Here is a 19,736-nt window from a genome sequence, read left to right on the forward strand (position 1 = left end):
CGCAATAAATCGTAGCTTAGATTACTTTTGCTTCTGTATGAAGTAGTTGAACTAGTTCTTTTACTTGGTCTTTTAATTCACCTTGCAAGACACGACCCGCTTCTTTTTCGGCAGGTAAGAAGATTTCGACTGTTTCTGTTTTTGCTTCTACATCATCTTCATCAATATCTAAATCATCTAATTCTAATTCTTCTAGAGGTTTTTTCTTTGCCTTCATAATTCCAGGCAAAGAAGGATAGCGTGGTTCGTTCAAACCTTGTTGCGCTGTAACTAATAATGGCAATGATGTTTCGATGACTTCTGAATCTCCTTCAACATCACGTACAATTTTGACTGTGTCGCTATCAATCTCAAGATTTGTAATAGTAGTTACATAGTTAATGCCAAGAAGTTCAGCTAGACGTGGCCCTACTTGTCCTGATCCACCATCAATTGCTACATTACCACCTAAAATAAGGTCAGCGTCTTTGTCTTTTAAGTATTCAGCTAAAATATGTGCGACAGAATATTGATCTAAATCTTCTACGTCATCCTCTGTATTAATTAACACAGCTTTATCTGCACCCATTGCAAGAGCTGTACGAAGTTGTTTTTCAGCATCTTCTCCACCAATTGTTACGACTGTAACTTCTCCGCCTTGTGCATCGCGTACTTGGATTGCTTCTTCAATTGCATATTCATCATACGGATTGATGATGAATTCTGCCCCATCTTCTTGAATTGCTCCACCATTTAAAACAATCTTTTCCTCTGTGTCAAAAGTTCTTTTTACTAATACATAAATATTCATAGTACTTACCCCCTAATACTTTTATTGTCCCTTAAAAACAGGTTCCCTTTTTTCGATGAATGCAGCGATTCCCTCTTTAGCGTCTTGTGTGGTGAAGATATGCGCAAACCCTTCCGCCTCTTTTTGGACGCCTTCATAAAATTGAGCGGTTTTAGAAAATTGCAACATTTCAATGGCCACTTTTAAAGCAATTGGGCTCTTCTTCGCTATTTTCTTTGCAGTTTTAAGCGACTCTTCTAGTAATTGCTCTTCTGAAAATGCCAGATTCGCTAAGCCCCATTTCACTGCTTCTTCTCCAGTAATTGGATTGCTAGTGAACATCATTTCAGCTGCTTTTGCTGCCCCTACATATCTAGGCAAGCGTTGCGTACCACCAAAACCAGGAATTAACCCAAGTTGTAGCTCTGGCAATCCTAGCTTAGCCGTATCGCTCACATAGCGGAAATGACAGCTCATCGCAAGCTCTAAACCACCGCCTAGTGCTGCACCATGTATTGCTGCAATCACAGGCTTCGAGAAATTTTCAAGTCTTTCAAAGACTTCTTGCCCTCTCGCTGACATCGTTTGAAATTCTTCGCCGGAAGATACTTCTGTAAATTCCTTAATATCAGCTCCAGCCGAAAAGAATCTACCTTCTCCATGCAGCAAGATGACACGTACACTTGCATCATTTTCAACTGCATTGAGAAGCTCGTCTACCTCTTCAATTAACCCCCGGGAGAGCGCGTTTGCTGGCGGTCGATTAATTGCGGTAACCGCAACGCCTTCTTCCACCTTATAACTTAGATATTGCATTCTCCAAATCCTCCTTTGTTTTCCCTATGTATGTGGCAAAATAGTGTATTTTGCCTCTGTTTATTGTGTCTGAATGCCCTTTAACAAAATTTCATGTACCCGTGGCGCCATTTCAACAAGGTCATATTTTTGATCTTTCATGACCCATGTTGTGGACACCTCATCAACTGTACCGAAAATTACTTGCCTAACTAACCGCAAATCCATATCTTCTATAAATTCACCTGCTTGGATACCCCTTTGCAATATATCATCCAGCAAGTCTAGATACTCTTTTAATATGTGGTTAATTTTGAGGCGTAAGTCTTTGTTGGATTGGCGTAGCTCTAATTGCGTAACTACTGCCAAATGATGATCTTCCGATAAAACCTTAAAATGCCCTTCTATCATCCTTGCCAACATTTCCTGGGCTGTTATGCTTTCTTGAATAATTACTTTTAAATTTTCCACAAAGACAGACATCTTTTCACTGAAAACAGAAATGAGGATATCTTCTTTGTTCTTAAAGTATAAATAAATTGTTCCATCTGCAACGCCTGCCTGCTTAGCAATCTTGGAAACTTGCGCTTGGTGATAACCGTTTTCCGCAATCACTATGACAGCAGCATCAATAATTTGTCTGTATTTTGGTTTGTCTTTCTTCAAATCAATCACCACCGCGTAATTATAAAAATATGAATGACTATTCATTCATATTTTCATATTATATTCAATCGCGCGGATTGTCAAGAAAGAGTCATTGCGTAACTTGTGTTTTTTCTTCATCCAAAAGTGTTCTTCTTAAAATTTTCCCTACAGCTGTTTTAGGCAATTCTGAACGGAATTCATATATTCTTGGAACCTTAAATGAAGCTAACTTCGCTCGACAATACTTATTAAGCTCTTCTTCTGTTGCTTTGTAGCCATCCTTTAATACAATAAAAGCCTTTACCGTCTCTCCACGATAAGGATCCGGTACTCCAAGAACCACACATTCTTGCACAGCTTCATGCTCATATAGTACTTCCTCAACTTCCCGAGGATAGATATTAAAGCCGCCAGCAATAATGATGTCTTTCTTGCGGTCTACTACATAGAAATAGCCTTCTTCATCCATATAGCCTATATCTCCCGTAAGAAGCCATCCATCAATAAGCGTCATATCAGTATCTTCCGGCCGATTCCAATAGCCCTTCATTACTTGAGGACCTTTAACTGCAATTTCACCCACTTCTCTTATTTCTGCAGCTTCTGTCGTTCCCATTTTAAAGATCATGGCATCTGTATCTGGCCAAGGTACACCGATCGATCCTTTTACACGTTTGCCACCCCAAATAAAATTAGCATGAGTAACCGGTGAGGATTCGGTTAAACCATAGCCTTCCACTAATTTGCCGCCCGTTATATGTTCAAACTTTTCTTGAACTTCTACAGGCAGCGGTGCAGAGCCGCTAATACAAGCTTTAATGGATGATAAATCAAATTTGGTTAGCTCAGGATGATTGAGCAAACCAATATAGAGAGTAGGCGCACCTGGGAAGAGCGTTGGTTTTTGTTTTTGTATTGTTTTCAATGTATCTTTCGCATTAAACTTTGGCATTAAGACCATTCGATCGCCATTCATGACTGTTAAAAGCAAGACAGTTGTCATACCGTAAACATGGAAGAATGGCAAAACACCCATAATGATTTCTTCTCCCGGAACAGTTTTCGTCATCCATGCCCTACACATTTGGACATTTGATGCAAGATTCTGATGCGTTAACATCACGCCTTTCGGAAATCCTGTAGTCCCCCCAGTATATTGCAATAATGCTACATCTTCTGTAAAGTCAAAATCCAACTTAACGGGATTCAATTCACCGATTTTTATGATTTCAGCGAAAAGATGGTTGGAGCCGCTATGCTGTACTGACACGGTAAAGCCAGTATCCCTTTTTTGAATAAATGGATAGATCATGTTTTTAGGAAACGGCAAATAGTCTTTTACAGCGGTAATAATCATATTTTCTAAATCCGTTTCTTTCCACACTTTCATAATGCGTGGATAAAGGATATCCAGTGAAACAATAGCCTTGGCACCTGAATCTTTTAATTGATATTCTATTTCTCTTTCTGTATAGAGCGGATTCGTCTGTACCACAATACCCCCTGCATACAAAATACCAAAATAAGAAATGACGTTTTGCGGGCAATTTGGGAGCATTACTGCTACCCTATCCCCTTTTTCAATGCCAATCTTTCGTAAATAATTCGCAAATTTTAAGGATGATTCGTACAGTTCTTGATACGTTAATTCTTTTCCTAAGAAATGTATGGCAATCTTCGTTGGCGATTTCTCAGCTGCTCTTGTTAAATATTCTTGTAAAGGAATTTCTTCATACGCTAATCTTGCAGGTATGTCAGGAGGATAATTCTTTAGCCAAATCTTTTCCGTCACACGAAATGCCCCCTATTCTTATTAATTAGAATATTTCTAACTTTAATTATAATTTAATGCGAGAGCGCTTTCAATTATTATTCATTTTTTCTTTAGAGAATAGAAGATTATTATATAAATCGAACATAGTTTATAAAAAAAGAACCAAGCTCTGTATACTTGGTTCTACTTCGTTTAATGCAAGAAAAGATAAATAATCCCTGTAAGAATAAATAATAGGCAGACTACCATTAAGACTTTTGCTAATTTTTCCATTCCAGACTCCTAAACTACTATGAAATGCTTGCGCCTATAACGAATGATAAACCTACTGAGATGGTAAAGGATATAAAGCCAACTGAGCGATTGTCCTGTTCGATCTCATGGTCGATTTTAAACGTAGGCGTAAGAAATTCATAAAGAATATATGCGAAAATCAATAAAACAAAACCAAACATTCCCCAGCCAATCATGGCAAGGAGCGATGTGTGCCGCTCGATGGAATAGCGGAAAATATTGCAAACCCCCAATATTTTCCCTCCTGTAGCTAATGCCACCGCCATATTGCCGTTTTTGATTTCTTGCCAATTCTTATATTTTGTCACAAGTTCAAAAATGGCCATTGCGATGACAAGGCACAGTACAACAAGACTAAAGTAACCCGCAGTTTGGACCATTGGGTGGTGCCAAAAACTATTCAGTAGCATGAATTCCCCTCATTTGCTATTTTAATTCGACAACCGTGACGCCATAACCACCCTCGCCAGCTTCACCAAAACGGTAGCTTTTGACGCCTCTATGACGTTTTAAAAGAGCTTGGATCCCTTGCCGTAAAGCCCCTGTTCCCTTGCCATGAATGATAGATACCCTAGGATAGTTTGACAACATGGCATCATCTAAATATTTTTCAGTGCGCATCATTGCGTCTTCATAGCGCTCACCACGCAAGTCAAGTTCTAATTTGACATTGGAATCTCGATTACGGACTGCAGATACGTTTACGGATTCCTTCGTTTTTTCAGGTTTTACATATTCTAAATCGGATGTGTCAATCTTCATCTTCAGAATACCCAATTGGACTATCCATTGATGGTCTGACACCTGTTCAATTAATGTCCCTTTTTGGCCATAGCTAATTACTTTTACTTCATCACCTTTTTGCAAATTAACTGCGCGCGCATTTACTTGACGCTGTTTCTTTAAGACACGGTTTTCCTTAGGAGCTGCTTCTTCAAGGCGTTTTCTGGCATCAATGATTTCATGCTCTTTAATCGCTTTATTCGCGTTAATTTGCATTTTGTGAAGCTCACCGATGACTTCTTCCGCTTCCCTTTTAGCCTCTTCTACTAATTTGCGTGCTTTTTCTTTCGCCTTTTTAACTAGCTCTTCTTTTGTTTCTTCATACTCTCTTAGCTTTTCGTCGAGATCTTTTTGCAATGCTTCCGCTTCTACCATCAAGTGGTGAGAGCGTTCAGCGTCAGCCTCTGCTTTGCGACGGCTTTCTTCCAACGAGGCGATCATGGCATCCACTTCATGGCGGTCTGTGCCTGTATATGCTTTTGCGTTCTCTATAATGTTTTCAGGCAAACCAAGCCTAGTAGAAATTTCGAAGGCATTACTACGACCAGGCACACCAATCAACAATTTATATGTTGGGCTAAGCGTTTCTACATTAAATTCGACGCTAGCATTCACAACCCCAGGACGATTGTAACCATACGCCTTTAATTCAGGATAGTGAGTGGTGGCCATAACGCGAGCACCTCTTCCATGAACTTCATCTAAAATGGAAATAGCCAGGGCAGCTCCTTCTTGAGGATCTGTTCCTGCTCCTAATTCGTCAAATAGTACAAGCGATTGATCGTCAAACTCTTTTAAGATTTCAACTATATTGACCATATGACTCGAAAAAGTAGATAAACTTTGTTCAATTGATTGCTCATCACCAATGTCTGCAAATAATTGTGTAAACACAGCGAGCTCTGAACCATCAAGAGCAGGGACCGGGATACCCGCTTGAGCCATTAATGTGCATAAGCCCACAGTTTTTAATGTAACCGTTTTACCACCTGTATTTGGGCCTGTTATAACAATAGCTGTTATATCACTGCCAAATTCGATATCATTGGCAACAGCACTTTCGATTGGCAATAGAGGATGCCGAGCTTTTGTTAATTTGATATAACCATCATTATTCATCACTGGCATGGTACATTTGTTCGCTTGTCCATACTTTGCCTTAGCTAAGATAGCATCAATCTCGCCGAGAAGGCGAACCAATCCGAAAAGTTCATGTGCTACCTCTTGTACAAGAGCAGAAAGATGGATTAAGATTTTTTGAATTTCCACTTTTTCTTTTGCTTTTAAGCGATGGATCTCATTATTGGCTTGAACAACTGCTTCTGGCTCGATATATAATGTTTGCCCTGATGCAGATTGGTCATGGACAATGCCGCCATAATGTGAGCGATATTCTTGCTTAACAGGAAGAACGAATCTATCGTTTCGAATTGTCACGATCGAGTCAGACAGCATTTTTGATGCATTGCTCCCGCGCGTCAAGCTTGCCAATTTTTCTCTAACTCTGCCTTCTTGGGCACGAAGCTGTTGACGAATGCTGCGAAGCTCAGAACTTGCAGAATCCATGACTGCCGCATTGTCATCAATACATGAATTGATTTCATGTTGAAGTCCAGTCAAAATTGGAATTTCACTTTTCTTTTGGCTAAAATGGGGGATTTGAATATCCCCCTCTTCCTCTATATCTTCAATAAATTCTCGGAAAATGCGGCTCGCACGAATAGTACTTGAGATTTCCATTAATTCTTGAGGGCTCAGCATGCCGCCTATTTGAGCGCGTTTAGCATGAGGACGGATATCAAAAATGCCGCCAAGCGGTACGTTCGCTTTGATACGCAAAATGGAAAGTCCCTCATCCATTTCATCTAAAAGTGCTTTAACACGATCAAACTCTGTTTCTGGAGCCAGCTCGCTAATAGCATGATTTCCAAGAGATGACGTGCAGTAAGTCGCAACTTGAGCCCGCACTTTATCAAACTCTAGTGTTTTTAGTGCTCGTGTTCCTATCACTAAAAGTACACCTCCTATTTTTTCTGTAAATAAGTCATAAAGTCTTTCAGTGACCATGTATTAACAATGTTTTCTTTTTTCAGCCAAGCTTTTTGGGCGTATTTTGTGCCAACTTCCATAAAGCGTAATTGGTCAATTGCATGAGCATCTGTATTAATGGCAATCGGTACACCAGCACGAGCTGCCATTTCTAAATGCTCCATGCATAAATCCAATCGATACGGATTAGCATTTAACTCTAAAATTTTACCATATTCTTTCGCCCACGCAATCAATTGGGGCACATCTGGGTTATAACCGTCTCTTTTGCCGATGATTCGCCCTGTAGGATGAGCAATCATATCGACGTGCGGATTTTTTAACGCAGCATGAAGACGCTCCATAATTTTTTCCTGTGGTTGGCTGAAGCTTGAGTGGATGGAAGCTATCACAAAATCAAGATCTGACATTACTTCGTCATCAAAATCAAGTGACCCGTCAGGCAAAATGTCCATCTCCGTCCCAGCTAATAGGGTAAATTCAGGGTGTTCTCTATTGAATTGTTGAATTTCTTTACGTTGCAATTTTAGTCGTTCTGGCGTCAGACCATTCGCCACTTTTAAATATTGAGAATGGTCTGTTATCACACCATATTGGTAGCCTTTATCAATCAACGCTTGTCCCATTTCATGAACTGCATAAGCGCCGTCTGACCAAGTTGTATGCATATGCAAATCTGCTTGTATATCACTAAGCTTTATTAAATCAGGTATTTGATCTAATCGGTCAAATTCCTTGCCGCCCATACGCACTGTTGGCGGAATAAAAGGAAGATTATAATGAGCGAAAAACGCCGTTTCGGAATCAAATGTCAAGACTCTCCCGTCTTGCTGTTCAATTCCGTATTCACTGATTTTCTCCCCATGCTCTTTGGCGATTTGGCGCATGCGAACATTATGGTCTTTGGATCCTGTAAAATGATGAAGAGCTGTTGCATATTCTTCATTGGAAACAAGGCGGAAATCCACTTGTATTCCTTCAGTTTGTAGCTCTACCGAGATTTTTGTGTCTCCAGAAGCTATGATTTCTTGATAGCTTAACTTTGAAAGCAACGCTTCTTTCACAGCGGCCGGATTCTCAGTAGCGATAATGAAATCAATATCTTTACTTTGTTCCTTCACACGACGAAAACTGCCTGCAACAGAAAATTCATCAATTTCTTGTATTTCCTCCAGCAATACATTGAGTTGTGTAACTAGCTCATCCAAAAGCCAAATAGGATGCGTTTCTGCTTTTTCGCCAAAACTTTCTAGTTCTTTCATTATTTTATCTTGCGTTTTTTTACCAAAGCCAGAAAGAGCAGCTACTTTTCCTTCTTCACATGCTACCCGCAAACTTTCCGCAGAATCAACACCAAGCTCTTTGTATAACTTCGCTATCTTTTTCCCACCAAGCCCAGGTAGCTTTAATAATGGTGGCAACCCTTTAGGAATTTCATTTTGCAATTCTAGCAGTACTGCGGAACGTCCATTTTCAAGCAAATCTGTAATGACAGCCGCAGTTCCTTTGCCGATTCCCTTGATAGCAGTTATGTCATCGATCTCACTCATACTTCTTGTATCGGTCTCTAATGCTTGTGCAGCTTTACGAAATGCTGCAATTTTAAATGGATTTTCACCTTTTAATTCAAGATAAAGCGCAATTTGTTCTAATGTATAGATAATATTTTTTTTATTCATATAATCCCTCCTGATATATACAAAAGACCTCTCCCTTGCTGCAGAGAGAAGCCTTATTTGATTTATCCCGATGGATACACTCACATTCAGTTGGATAAAGAGCGCTCCCCATGGAAAGTTCCTACCCTTTATTTCATATAAACGAACCACATATGCTGAAATGCCTTCGATATGATCGGTGTGTACTCAAGGATTAACTTTGTTAAGATAGATTTTTCGATGTAGTTCTGTATACGGTCGAGTGGCAGCAATGCAAATACATATAGCACGATAAAGATTAGCAAATATGCTTCTATAAAGCCTAATACACCACCTAATAACCGATTCAATCCGCCAAGTACTGGTATGTATCGCAAGAAATCAAACAGTGATGCAATGATTTGTATAGCAAATTTCACCACGAAGAAAATCAAGGCGAATGCTAACAACTGATAGAAAGTTTGGCTTATGTTTAATTGCTCTACCGCAAACTTTAATGTACTATTTTCACTAACGGAAGGATATGGAATCCATAGCACCAATTTCTCCGCAAGCGGTTTATAATAAAAGTATGCAACGAGTACAGCAACCAAAAAGCCCGCCATTTGGATTAGCTGAAGCACAAAGCCTTTTCTAGCTCCATTTATTAATCCAGCAAGCAATAATATAATTATGATTAAATCAACCATTCACGTCATCCTTTAATTTTTTCAATTCTGTTTCAAGCAATTCCACTTGATTTTTTAATTTTAAATAATCATTGACTGCATTGCAAGCAGTGAGGACGGCTAATTTGGCACTGTCGAGGCTGATGTTTGCCTGCTTTATTTCGCGCATTTTTTGGTCAACAGTATCCGCTACAGAGCGCATATGTTCTTTTGTTTCTGTTCCAGCCATGTGATAGATATGGCCATATATTTCAACTGAAACTCGATTTTTACTTTGCTCTGACAAAGCCGAAACCTCCTTTTTAGTCCTATTTCTTATAATACCATGAAGTGTCTATGTTGTGAATTCATAGAGAAGAAGGGAATTTGATAAAATGTCTACTATTGTATTAAACCTCAACGCTACAGTACAGAAAGAAGTCATGAGCACTTACTCTCGCCATATGGTCGAACGAAAGGCCCCTGGCGTTATTTTCGCAGCCAAGATGCCAGATTGTGCGATTACTGTCTATCGCTCAGGTAAAGTAATGTTTCAGGGCAACGGCGGAGATCGTGAAGCAGAAAAATGGAGCCAGGGTGGCATAGATCCAGCCTCATCTGTAAAGAAGACGACATCAAAAGGTGATTTGTTGCCTCCAAATTTTGCCGATTTATCGGTAGTAGGATCAGATGAAACAGGTACAGGGGACTATTTTGGACCTATAACTGTGGCTGCTGTGTATGTACCAAAAGAACGCATCCAACTTGTCAAAGAACTTGGTGTAAAAGATTCCAAAATGCTGACGGATGACTACATGCGAAAAATCGCGCCGGATTTAAAAGCAAGCCTGCACCATCACGTCCTAATTCTTCGAAATCCAAAATACAATGCCATGCAAGCTTCAGGCATGTCTCAAGGAAAGATGAAGGCAAAACTTCATAATCAAGCATTATTGAAGCTACTTCAAAAAATAGCACCTGATAAACCAGATCATATTTTAATAGACCAATTCGCAGAGAGAAATACCTACTATAATTACTTAAATGGCGATAAAGAAGTTGTTAGAGACCAGGTTTTATTTGCCACAAAAGCGGAACAGCTACACGTAGCAGTAGCAGCCGCCTCTATTCTCGCTAGATGTGCTTTTTTAAATGAAATGGACAAATTGAGCAAGCTAGTAGGTACTACTTTACCAAAAGGTGCTGGACCTAAGGTTGATGAAGTAGCAGCACAAATTTTGCTCGCGCAAGGTGAGGAAGCACTGAATAATATTACAAAATGGCATTTTGCTAATACTGGCAAGGCCTCTCGAATTGCATCAAAATCGCGTCCTCTTTAAATTAAGGTCAAAAGTCAAATAAAAACCATACATAAATCTCCGCGAATGATTAAGTCGACCAAACATAATCATTCGTTGGGTTTATCTATGGTCCACATTCTTTTCTTACCTTTCTTCATCTCATTCTTCTTAAACACCTTTCGTATAGATATGGAACGTTTCACCAACAAATAGAACAATATTGAATTCAATATTTTGAAGTGATAACTGAATAACCATTTATAAAAGGCTATAGTAAGGAAATGCTCACAAAACAGGAGTTACAACCTACTTTGCGAGTATTGAAAATTTAAAGGATGAACCATATAAAATGTAAATATATCTTCGTCTTAAACAAAGGAATGACCAGCCATTAAATGACTGGTCATTCTTTTTTATTATTGGTTTTTAATTGGTTCGTCAGCAGTTAACTCAATTTCTGCTAAACGATCAGTATAATCATCCAAGTAATCAATTGACCAGTTTTTCACACGTTTATTTACTGGAATTAGCTCAGTTCTGAAGTAAGTTGGTACTGTTACAGCGTCTTCATACATTGTTTCTTGCCATTTACGGAATGCTTTTGCACGATAATCATTATCCAATGCTTCTTTTGAATCGATTGCTTCTAATTGTTTTTCTAGCTCAGGTGTAGTCCAGCGAGCATAGTTAAATGAAGCTTTTTTAGAGTAAAGACCGATTGGAGATGGATCTGTACCTGTACCCCATGCAGCCATATACATATCGATATCTTTATCATCTGCTTTTACTTTATCGTAGAATGCGTTGAATTCGATTAGACGACCAGTTGTTAATTCTACTTTCAGGCCGACTTCTTTCCAGTTTTGAATATAGTACTGAACGATTTTGTTATCTTTATCAGAACCAGCCATCCCTGCTAAGTTGATTGTTAATGGTTTACCGTCTTTATCTTCGCGGTAACCGTCATTATCCTTATCTTTGTAGCCAGCATCATCTAAGATTTTTTTCGCTTTTTCAGGATCGTATTTATACCCTTCTAAAGTATCATCATAGTATGCTGAGAATACTGGCGGAATTAAAGAGTTTCCGCGTGAACGCAAGCCTTCATAATATTGATCTGCTACTGTTTCAACGTCCATGCCGTAAGCGATTGCTTTACGCAAGTTAGGATCTGAAAGTTTCGCGTTTTCATCTACTACAACTTCACCTTTTTTAGAATCCCATTTACCTTGTTTAAAACCAATGTAAGAGTATGCTAGCTCTGGACGACCTAATACTGTGATGTTGTTTAAATCCTTAATTGCACTGTAGTCATTTGCAGGGTAGTTTGGCGCTAACACGTCGAATTTACCTGTTTTAAGTGCTTCAGCAGCAGTTGCTGAAGAAACAGTAGAAATAACTACTTTGTCAATCTTCGGTTGACCTTTCCAGTAGTTCTTATTCGCAACCATCTCAACAGATTCGCCTTTAACGATTTTGTTGATAACAAATGCACCTAGTGTAACTGGGTTTTTACGTACAGCATCAGATTTTTGCAAATCTTTAATAGCTATATCTTTTAATTGGTGCTTAGGTGCTGCATAGCCCCATAGTCCGTCTCCACCAGAGTAGATTGCCGGAGAAATTTTGTTGAATGAAATCTCAACAGTGTGATCATCAACTTTTTTGATACCAGAGATATCTTTTGCTTTGCCAGCATGGTATTCTTTTGCACCTACAATGTTTTGGAAGTTAGCATCATAACGTACACCAGTATAATCTTTATTCCCGATAATTAAATACGGATAAATGACATCATCTGCAGTGAATGGCTCACCATCAGACCATTTTACATCCTTCTGGATTGTAATCGTTGCTTTTTTTGCTTTTTCATCAACGGATAATTTTCCAAGACCATCGTCATCAAGTAAAAAGTCTTCTTTTGTTGGGAACAAAGTATTGGAAGTATATCTTAGGATTTCATCGTCATAAGCATCTTCATATAATTCATAAAGGAACATACCTTTAAACGGACCATCAGATTGTAAACCAACCTTTAATGTACCACCTTTGATTGCTTCATCGTTGTTCTCAGGAGCAAGCGGGAACTTGCTTGTATCCACTTTTTCTGGTGTTTTGCCACCTGAATCCTTGCCATTGTCTTTGCTCGTGTCACCGTTGCCGCTACACGCTGCTAAAACAAGCATTAATGCTGCAAGAACAGTGAGTAACAATCTACTTCTCTTCTTCATCTAATTTCCTCCCTTAACCTAATCTTTGTTTTGAATCTGCTGCACGGCGGAATGCCTGTCCAACATAATTTATTGCCAGCATCAGTATTAAAATTAATAATGATGCGGGTAACCATACCCACCATCTATTGGAAATGACATCTGGATTACTTGCATACCCCACTAGCGTACCTAAACTCGGCACATTTGGAGGCAAACCAAAGCCTAAATAAGATAGACCTGTTTCAATCCCTACATTTCCAGCTAAGTTTAAGACTAGTTCAACGATTAAAAGGGAGCTTATATTAGGCAATATCCCTTTGAGCATGATTGAAAAATCTCTCGTACCCATTGTTTTTGATGCGTTGACATAGTCTCTTCGTGCTTCAGAAAGCACCTTACTCCGAATCAGCCTCGCAGTACCTACCCAATAGAAGGCACTCAGTATAAGTACAAATGTAAATTGATTGTATTTTGGCACAATTGTAACGAAAACAATAATCAACATTAGCATTGGCAATGTGATAACGAAGTCTGTAACACGCATGATAATATTATCGATTAAACCACCATAATATCCTGCTATCAGTCCTAGTAATACACCGATTACCATTGTAATAGCTGTAATGGAAAACGCGATAAATAATGAGTTTCGAGTCCCAATTACCAATTGTCCCAGAACATCACTTCCACCTTGGTCGGTACCAAGAAAGAAGCCTCCCTCGCCCGGTTCCATAAAGATCGTTCTTAAATTAATTTGCATTAATGCTTCTTTATCAACAAATGGTGCCCAAATAAATGCACCGAAAATAATAATAAGTAAAAATACTAAAGAAATCGTAGCTAGTTTATCTTTTAAAAACTCACGAAATACGACTTGAAAACCTGTTGCAGGCATACTTTCTTTAGCCTCAGTTATTGTGTGGTCTTGTACATTTACCATATCTTTTCACCTATCTTCCAACAATTTTTTACTCAATACGAATTCGAGGATCAACAATACTCATAATAATGTCCGATAAAAGACTCCCTAACAATGAAAGGAAACCAAATAACATAACCAATGCTGTAATTACAGAGTAATCACGTTGTCCCAACGATTCTATAAAGAGCTGTCCCATACCTGGATAACCAAAAATTGTTTCAATAAAGATAGAGCCACCCAATAAACCAGTTATTGTAAAGCCAAGAAATGCTGCAATCGGTAAAAGTGAGTTTCGGAAAATATGTTTTGAATAAATTTTCTTCATTGGCACACCTTTACTACGGGCTGTTTTTACATAATCTTGTGTTTTCGCATCAATGACCTCTGAACGGAGATATTGAATAACACTTGTCGTTCCTAAAATAGCTCCGGTAAAGCCCGGTAAGATGAGATGATACAACTTGCTCATGAAATAACCCCATGTGCCAGCGTCATATTTCACATCAACTGATCCACTTGTTGGGAACCAATCCAGTTTGTACCCGAAGAAGAAAAGAATGAGCAATCCAAGCACAAATGTTGGAATCGCATACGTTACAAAGCTGTATAAGACTGTTCCTTTATCAAAAAGCGAATTTTGAAAGCGTCCTGCATAAATACCAAGTGGAATTGCAATCAAATACACCAAGAGAACAGTAAATAATGAAAGCCAAAATGTATTTAGTGCACGTTCGCCAATTAAGCTTGATACACTATCTTTGAATGCGTAACTATCACCAAAATCACCGTGGAAAGCATTGACAATCCAATGATAATATTGAACATACCAGGGATCGTTCAACCCTGCCTTTTCTCTTAATTCTTCTATAACATTAGGGTCGGTTTGCGGAGTAATCATACCAGTGAACGGATCACCCGGCATTAATTTTGCTAAACCAAAAATAAGTAGACTTAATACAAATAGTTGAGGAATCATGACAAGTACGCGACGTACAATTGTTTTCCACATACTACATTCCTCCTCTCTCTGCACCCATCATGGCAACCTTATGCGTTTGTGAGAGGTCCTTTAATGGGTACACTTTACCGTTTTCATCAAAATATTTATGTGAATCTGCTTTATAAGCTGCTTCGACTGCTCGGCGTTTTACTTTACGTTCGTCTCTTGTTTCTGGTTCTATGTTCGGAATAGCGGAAAGTAGACGATTTGTATAGACGTGTTGCGGGTTAGAGTAAATCTCTTTTCTCGTGCCGCTTTCTACGAATCTACCTTTATACATAATTGAGATATGGTCGCACATATGGCGGACAACACCTAAATCATGAGAGATAAATAAGTAGCTAAGCCCGAATTCATTTTGAATATCTTTCATAAAGTTTAGTACTTGGGCTTGTACAGATAAGTCCAGTGCTGATACCGGTTCATCAGCAATTATCATTTTGGGATTGCAAGCGACAGCTCGCGCAATGCCTAGACGTTGTTTTTGACCACCTGAGAATTCATGTGGATATTTAAGCAAGGCCTCTTCAGACATGCCGACAATTTCAAGCAATTCAATAATACGGCGCTTTTCTTCTTGTGGAGATACTTTCATAAAATTCCGGATAGGCTCTGCCAAAATCTCTTGAATTCTTTTTCTCGGATTCATGGCAGAAGTGGAATCTTGGAAAATCATCTGGATATCGCGATTGTATGCGCTATTCCTTTTGCGACGTTGATTGGTCACATTTTGGCCCTCGTAAATAATTTGACCAGATGTAATTTTTTCAAGACCAATGATTGCCTTTCCTGTTGTCGATTTCCCAGAACCAGATTCGCCAACAAGGCCGTATGTTTTACCCTTTTCAAATTCCATTGATACACCGTCCACCGCGTATACATGGTCAACCACTGTATTGAAAAAACCTCCGCGAATTGGATAATGTACATTTAAATCTTTAATTTGCATGAAGCTCATGTTGCAGTCCTCCTTCTTGATGTTCAAAATGGAAGTCCTTCCAGCAAGTGCACCTTACAAAGTGATCCTTAGAAATTTCGTGCAATGCTGGGTTCTCTTCATGCTTTGTTTCATCAATCCATGGTACACGGGGTGCAAATCGGCAACCCTTACGCGGCATTTTCGTCAATGTTGGCACCATGCCTTGGATTACTTCTAAACGATCGTTGTCACTGTCTGCTTGCGGTATCGAGTTTAATAATGACCTTGTATAAGGATGTAGTGGATTTCTAAATAACTCGGTTACTGTTGCTAATTCAACAATCTGGCCAGCATACATAACAGCTACTCGATCTGCCACCTCTGCGACTACCCCTAAGTCATGCGTGATGAGGACAATCCCTGCATCTGTCTCTTCTTGTAAATCATTCAGCAAATCGAGAATCTGAGCTTGAATCGTTACATCTAATGCAGTTGTAGGTTCATCCGCAACCATAATTTTCGGTTTGCAAGCAATCGCAATGGCAATTACCACACGCTGTCTCATTCCTCCTGAAAGCTGATGAGGAAATTGATTCGCTACGCGTGCTGGATTGACAATACCAACCTGATCTAACAATTCTAATACACGCTCTTTGCGTTTATTTTCATCAAGCTTCGTATGATATTTTAATGTTTCAGCAATTTGTTCACCGATTTTCATTAAAGGATTTAAAGCTGCCAAAGGATCTTGGAAGATAAAACCGATATCATTTCCTCTAATTTTATTAAGCTCATCTTCCTTAAACTCTACTAAGTTTTTTCCTTTATAGAGAATTTCACCAGTCACTTTTGTATTACCTGGTGGGTGAAGGCCAACGATTGAAGTAGCGAGTGTACTTTTCCCGCAACCTGATTCTCCTACAATGGCTAACACTTCATTCTCCTTTAGTGTAAGCGATATATCTTCTACCGCATGATAATAATGATCTTTGATTCTAAAACTAGTATGTAAATTTTTTATATTTAAAATATCATTCTTCGATTTCATAATATATACTCCTTTCTAAATAGTAAGTAAGGAATGAAAATTCTAATAATTTAATTTAAAAAAACGTTAGGTTTCTACTCAGATATTTCGACACTCTAAATTTCTTATTTTTACTAATATATCATATATTTCTAATTTGTCTATATATTTTTACAATTCGTTTACACTTTTTAAATTTAAGTTAAATTTATCCCGTATTACATTCATATGCTAACAACTTCTTTTCAATTCAGTTCGTCCAAACATCACTCCGATTTATATAACTATATTATTTAATACAACTAACTAAAATCAGAAATTCAATATGTATTCAAGAATCATATATCCCTTATAATTGAATAGTCCAAAATTTTTATTTAGTCAGATAACTTTTTTAATATTATAGCATAGGGATTTTATTTTAAAAACTACTTTTTAAAAATTCTTCCATACTCTCTTCTACTTTAAAGTGATAAATTTTCTTTTTTAAAAAAACACAAGCAAAGAAATACTTTGCTTGTGTTTAAATAATTAGCGGATTTCTGCACCTGCTTCAGTTAGCTCTTTCAATACTTGGTCATGTGCGCCTACCACTTCTTCGTCTGTTAATGTACGCTCAGGAGTTTGGTACGTCAATGTAAAGGCAAGTGATTTTTTACCCGCCTCCATTTTATCTCCTTCGTACAAGTCAAACACATGGATATCTTTTAACAGATCTCCTCCTGCACGTCGAATAATCTCTTCCAAATCTCCCGCTTTTGCAGCTGAATTAACAACTAGTGCAATGTCGCGTGAAACGGATGGGAAACGTGGAACTGGCACATATTTTAACGGCTCAATGATTGTATGGAGAAGAGCCTCTATATTCAATTCAGCTACATAAGTTTCTTTAATGCCTTGTGCTTTTTGCTCAGATGGATGCATTTGTCCAAGGAAACCGATAGACTTGTTATCTAAAAGCACTTTTGCTGTACGTCCAGGATGCATTCCATCGATAACAGCAGTTTCTAAAGAAATTCTTCCTTCAATATCCAATTTCACAAACATCGCTTCTAAAATTCCTTTTAGTACAAAGAAATCTACTTTTTTGTTTTCGCCTTGCCATTTATGGTTAAGCCAATCGCCTGTTAAAGCAATGGCGATATGTTCCTCTTCATGTGGCAGGCCTTCTTCCGTTTGCCCTAAAAAGACTGAACCAATTTCATACAATGCTACGGTATCTTGTTGACGCGACACATTATACGTCACAGCCTCAATAAGATGTGGTAAGATACTTTGTCGCAGCGTGCTTCTTTCCTCACTCATTGGCATTAATAAACGTGTAGTTTGCGCCGTTTCTATTGCATATTTTTGTGAAAGATCATCAGATGTTAACGAATAAGTTAATGCTTGCTCAAGGCCAATACCTTGCATTAGATGGTGGACAATTCGTCTTTTCGCTTGATAATGCGTTAATCCGCCAGATTTTCCTTCATCAACTGGAAGAGTAGCTGGAATTTCATCGTACCCATATAACCGAGCGATTTCTTCCACAACATCTTCTTCAATTTTAACGTCTTGACGGCGTGTCGGCACATCAATAAATAGAAGTCCATTTGCTGTTTCAACAGTGAATTTTAAACGTTTTAAAATAGAAACCATTTCGTTTAGTGAAATTTTCATTCCTAAGCGTGCATTCACAAAGTCAGGAGACACCACGACACGTGTTGGTTCTTTTTCTAATTCATCTACCATTACAGTGCCTTCCAATACCTCTCCACCTGCTAGCTCTGCTAACAATTGTGCCGCACGTTCAGCTGCTGGGATGACACGATTTGGATCAATGCCTTTTTCATATCGAGCACTTGCTTCACTTCTTAATCCAAGTGATTTTGCTGTTTGACGGATTGATTGACCTTCAAAATATGCAGATTCAATAACAACAGTTGTTGTAGTATCGGTTACTTCAGAATCTAAACCGCCCATAACACCTGCAACTGCTACAGCTTCTTTACCATTTGTAATGACTAAGTTCTCTTTTGTTAATTCGCGTTCTTGGCCATCAAGTGTTGTAATTTTTTCACCATCGTTTGCTAAGCGAACAAGTATTTCACCTGTACCAAGTGCGTCATAGTCGAATGCGTGAAGTGGTTGGCCATATTCCATTAACACATAGTTTGTAATATCCACTACATTATTTAACGGACGTACGCCTGCTGCCATTAAACGTTCTTGAAGCCATAATGGCGATTCACCAACTTTGACGTTCTTCACTACTTTTGCAGTATACATAGGATTTTGTTCTTTCGCTTCAACGCTTACCTTTAAAACATCAGAAGCTTTTTCATTAGAAGCTGTGTATGTCGGCTCCGGCAGATTGATTTCTTCTGATAGGATAGCAGCCACTTCATAAGCAACCCCAAGCATGCTCATGGCATCAGAACGGTTTGGTGTAAGACCTAATTCTAGTACGACATCATCCAGGCTTAACGCTTCGATTGCATCCATTCCAACTGGCGTGTCTTCAGGCAATACAAATATTCCATCTGCGTATTTTTTCGGTACTACTTTGCTGTCCATCCCTAACTCTTGCAATGAGCAAATCATGCCGTTGGACACTTCACCGCGAAGCTTACCTTTTTTGATTTTCTTGCCGCCGACATAGCCATTTGGACGAACTGCTACAATTTTTTGTCCTTCTTCTACATTAGGTGCCCCGCAGACAATCTGTGATAATTCAATCTCACCGAAGTCTACTTGGCAAATATTCAAATGGTCAGAATCTGGGTGTTTTACTTTCTCTTTAATTTCTCCCACCATCAGTTTCTTTAAGCCCTCTGATAAATGGTGGACACCTTCTACTTCAATCCCTGAACGGGTAATTTTCTCTGCTATTTCTTCTGGACTTAACTCTTGAAGATTCACATATTGTGATAGCCATTTTAGTGATACATACAT

Annotated in this window: 16 protein-coding genes; 1 reads left to right on the top strand and 15 read right to left on the bottom strand. The window is 38.7% G+C overall.

Translation table 11 applies throughout. The features are described 5' to 3' along the window. Positions 1-16 precede the first annotated feature (16 nt). The 9 genes from AC6CHJ_RS09930 to zapA all read right to left on the bottom strand — a co-directional run bounded on the left by AC6CHJ_RS09930 (position 17) and on the right by zapA (position 9,724). The gene (locus AC6CHJ_RS09930; protein WP_066788698.1) at positions 17-790 is read right to left on the bottom strand and encodes an electron transfer flavoprotein subunit beta/FixA family protein; all 774 of its coding nucleotides are present in this window, start codon (positions 788-790) and stop codon (positions 17-19) included. 21 nt (positions 791-811) lie between these two features. Continuing rightward, entirely contained in the window at positions 812-1,585 is a 774-nt protein-coding gene (locus tag AC6CHJ_RS09935) for an enoyl-CoA hydratase (protein ID WP_249774552.1), read from the bottom strand. A 60-nt stretch (positions 1,586-1,645) separates the two neighbouring features. Next, positions 1,646-2,230, bottom strand: a complete 585-nt coding sequence (fadR, locus tag AC6CHJ_RS09940; RefSeq protein WP_066788700.1) for a fatty acid metabolism transcriptional regulator FadR — start codon at positions 2,228-2,230, stop codon at positions 1,646-1,648. A 91-nt stretch (positions 2,231-2,321) separates the two neighbouring features. Further along, entirely contained in the window at positions 2,322-4,004 is a 1,683-nt protein-coding gene (locus tag AC6CHJ_RS09945) for an AMP-binding protein (protein ID WP_147195911.1), read from the bottom strand. Positions 4,005-4,276: 272 nt separating this feature from the next. Beyond that, positions 4,277-4,690, bottom strand: coding sequence for a DUF350 domain-containing protein (locus tag AC6CHJ_RS09950; protein WP_066788703.1), 414 nt, complete (start codon positions 4,688-4,690; stop codon positions 4,277-4,279). A 16-nt stretch (positions 4,691-4,706) separates the two neighbouring features. Further along, positions 4,707-7,073 (bottom strand): endonuclease MutS2, encoded by a 2,367-nt coding sequence (locus AC6CHJ_RS09955; protein WP_147195913.1) that lies wholly within the window; start codon positions 7,071-7,073, stop codon positions 4,707-4,709. 14 nt (positions 7,074-7,087) lie between these two features. Further along, positions 7,088-8,791: a DNA polymerase/3'-5' exonuclease PolX gene (polX, locus tag AC6CHJ_RS09960; protein WP_498288297.1), complete on the bottom strand. Its 1,704-nt coding sequence runs from the start codon at positions 8,789-8,791 to the stop codon at positions 7,088-7,090. Positions 8,792-8,919: 128 nt separating this feature from the next. Beyond that, the gene (locus tag AC6CHJ_RS09965) at positions 8,920-9,459 is read right to left on the bottom strand and encodes a CvpA family protein (RefSeq protein WP_066788709.1); all 540 of its coding nucleotides are present in this window, start codon (positions 9,457-9,459) and stop codon (positions 8,920-8,922) included. Next, complete coding sequence (gene zapA / locus AC6CHJ_RS09970; RefSeq protein WP_066788715.1) at positions 9,452-9,724, bottom strand: cell division protein ZapA; 273 nt, start codon at positions 9,722-9,724, stop codon at positions 9,452-9,454. Before zapA ends, AC6CHJ_RS09965 begins: the two co-directional genes overlap by 8 nt. Before the next feature lie 88 nt (positions 9,725-9,812). Between zapA and rnhC the strand changes: the two genes are divergently transcribed. Continuing rightward, positions 9,813-10,757 (top strand): ribonuclease HIII, encoded by a 945-nt coding sequence (gene rnhC, locus AC6CHJ_RS09975; RefSeq protein ID WP_498288299.1) that lies wholly within the window; start codon positions 9,813-9,815, stop codon positions 10,755-10,757. Between the two features lie 377 nt (positions 10,758-11,134). Here the strand turns inward: rnhC and AC6CHJ_RS09980 are convergent, their stop codons facing one another. The 6 genes from AC6CHJ_RS09980 to pheT form a co-directional block, all read right to left on the bottom strand. Then, entirely contained in the window at positions 11,135-12,949 is a 1,815-nt protein-coding gene (locus tag AC6CHJ_RS09980; RefSeq protein WP_498288301.1) for an oligopeptide ABC transporter substrate-binding protein, read from the bottom strand. Positions 12,950-12,962: 13 nt separating this feature from the next. Continuing rightward, positions 12,963-13,871, bottom strand: coding sequence for an ABC transporter permease (locus tag AC6CHJ_RS09985; protein ID WP_498288303.1), 909 nt, complete (start codon positions 13,869-13,871; stop codon positions 12,963-12,965). A 28-nt stretch (positions 13,872-13,899) separates the two neighbouring features. Further along, complete coding sequence (gene opp4B / locus AC6CHJ_RS09990) at positions 13,900-14,862, bottom strand: oligopeptide ABC transporter permease (RefSeq protein ID WP_066788732.1); 963 nt, start codon at positions 14,860-14,862, stop codon at positions 13,900-13,902. A 1-nt stretch (position 14,863) separates the two neighbouring features. Continuing rightward, positions 14,864-15,811: an ATP-binding cassette domain-containing protein gene (locus AC6CHJ_RS09995; RefSeq protein WP_498288305.1), complete on the bottom strand. Its 948-nt coding sequence runs from the start codon at positions 15,809-15,811 to the stop codon at positions 14,864-14,866. Next, on the bottom strand, positions 15,792-16,820 hold the full coding sequence (locus AC6CHJ_RS10000) for an ABC transporter ATP-binding protein (protein WP_498288307.1): 1,029 nt from the start codon (positions 16,818-16,820) through the stop codon (positions 15,792-15,794). The genes AC6CHJ_RS09995 and AC6CHJ_RS10000 overlap by 20 nt, the downstream gene beginning before the upstream one ends. Positions 16,821-17,330: 510 nt before the next feature. Next, on the bottom strand, positions 17,331-19,736 hold the full coding sequence (gene pheT / locus AC6CHJ_RS10005; protein WP_498288308.1) for a phenylalanine--tRNA ligase subunit beta: 2,406 nt from the start codon (positions 19,734-19,736) through the stop codon (positions 17,331-17,333).

It is taken from the genome of Rummeliibacillus sp. GQ308, assembly GCF_059759115.1.

Bases quoted from the DNA above. Each gene is read 5' to 3' on its own strand.
- AC6CHJ_RS09930 (WP_066788698.1), bottom strand. From the start codon at position 790: ATGAATATTTATGTATTAGTAAAAAGAACTTTTGACACAGAGGAAAAG.
- AC6CHJ_RS09935 (WP_249774552.1), bottom strand. From the start codon at position 1,585: ATGCAATATCTAAGTTATAAGGTGGAAGAAGGCGTTGCGGTTACCGCA.
- AC6CHJ_RS09950 (WP_066788703.1), bottom strand. From the start codon at position 4,690: ATGCTACTGAATAGTTTTTGGCACCACCCAATGGTCCAAACTGCGGGT.
- polX (WP_498288297.1), bottom strand. From the start codon at position 8,791: ATGAATAAAAAAAATATTATCTATACATTAGAACAAATTGCGCTTTAT.
- AC6CHJ_RS09965 (WP_066788709.1), bottom strand. From the start codon at position 9,459: ATGGTTGATTTAATCATAATTATATTATTGCTTGCTGGATTAATAAAT.
- rnhC (WP_498288299.1), top strand. From the start codon at position 9,813: ATGTCTACTATTGTATTAAACCTCAACGCTACAGTACAGAAAGAAGTC.
- AC6CHJ_RS09980 (WP_498288301.1), bottom strand. From the start codon at position 12,949: ATGAAGAAGAGAAGTAGATTGTTACTCACTGTTCTTGCAGCATTAATG.
- AC6CHJ_RS09985 (WP_498288303.1), bottom strand. From the start codon at position 13,871: ATGGTAAATGTACAAGACCACACAATAACTGAGGCTAAAGAAAGTATG.
- opp4B (WP_066788732.1), bottom strand. From the start codon at position 14,862: ATGTGGAAAACAATTGTACGTCGCGTACTTGTCATGATTCCTCAACTA.
- AC6CHJ_RS09995 (WP_498288305.1), bottom strand. From the start codon at position 15,811: ATGAGCTTCATGCAAATTAAAGATTTAAATGTACATTATCCAATTCGC.
- AC6CHJ_RS10000 (WP_498288307.1), bottom strand. From the start codon at position 16,820: ATGAAATCGAAGAATGATATTTTAAATATAAAAAATTTACATACTAGT.
- pheT (WP_498288308.1), bottom strand. From the start codon at position 19,736: ATGTATGTATCACTAAAATGGCTATCACAATATGTGAATCTTCAAGAG.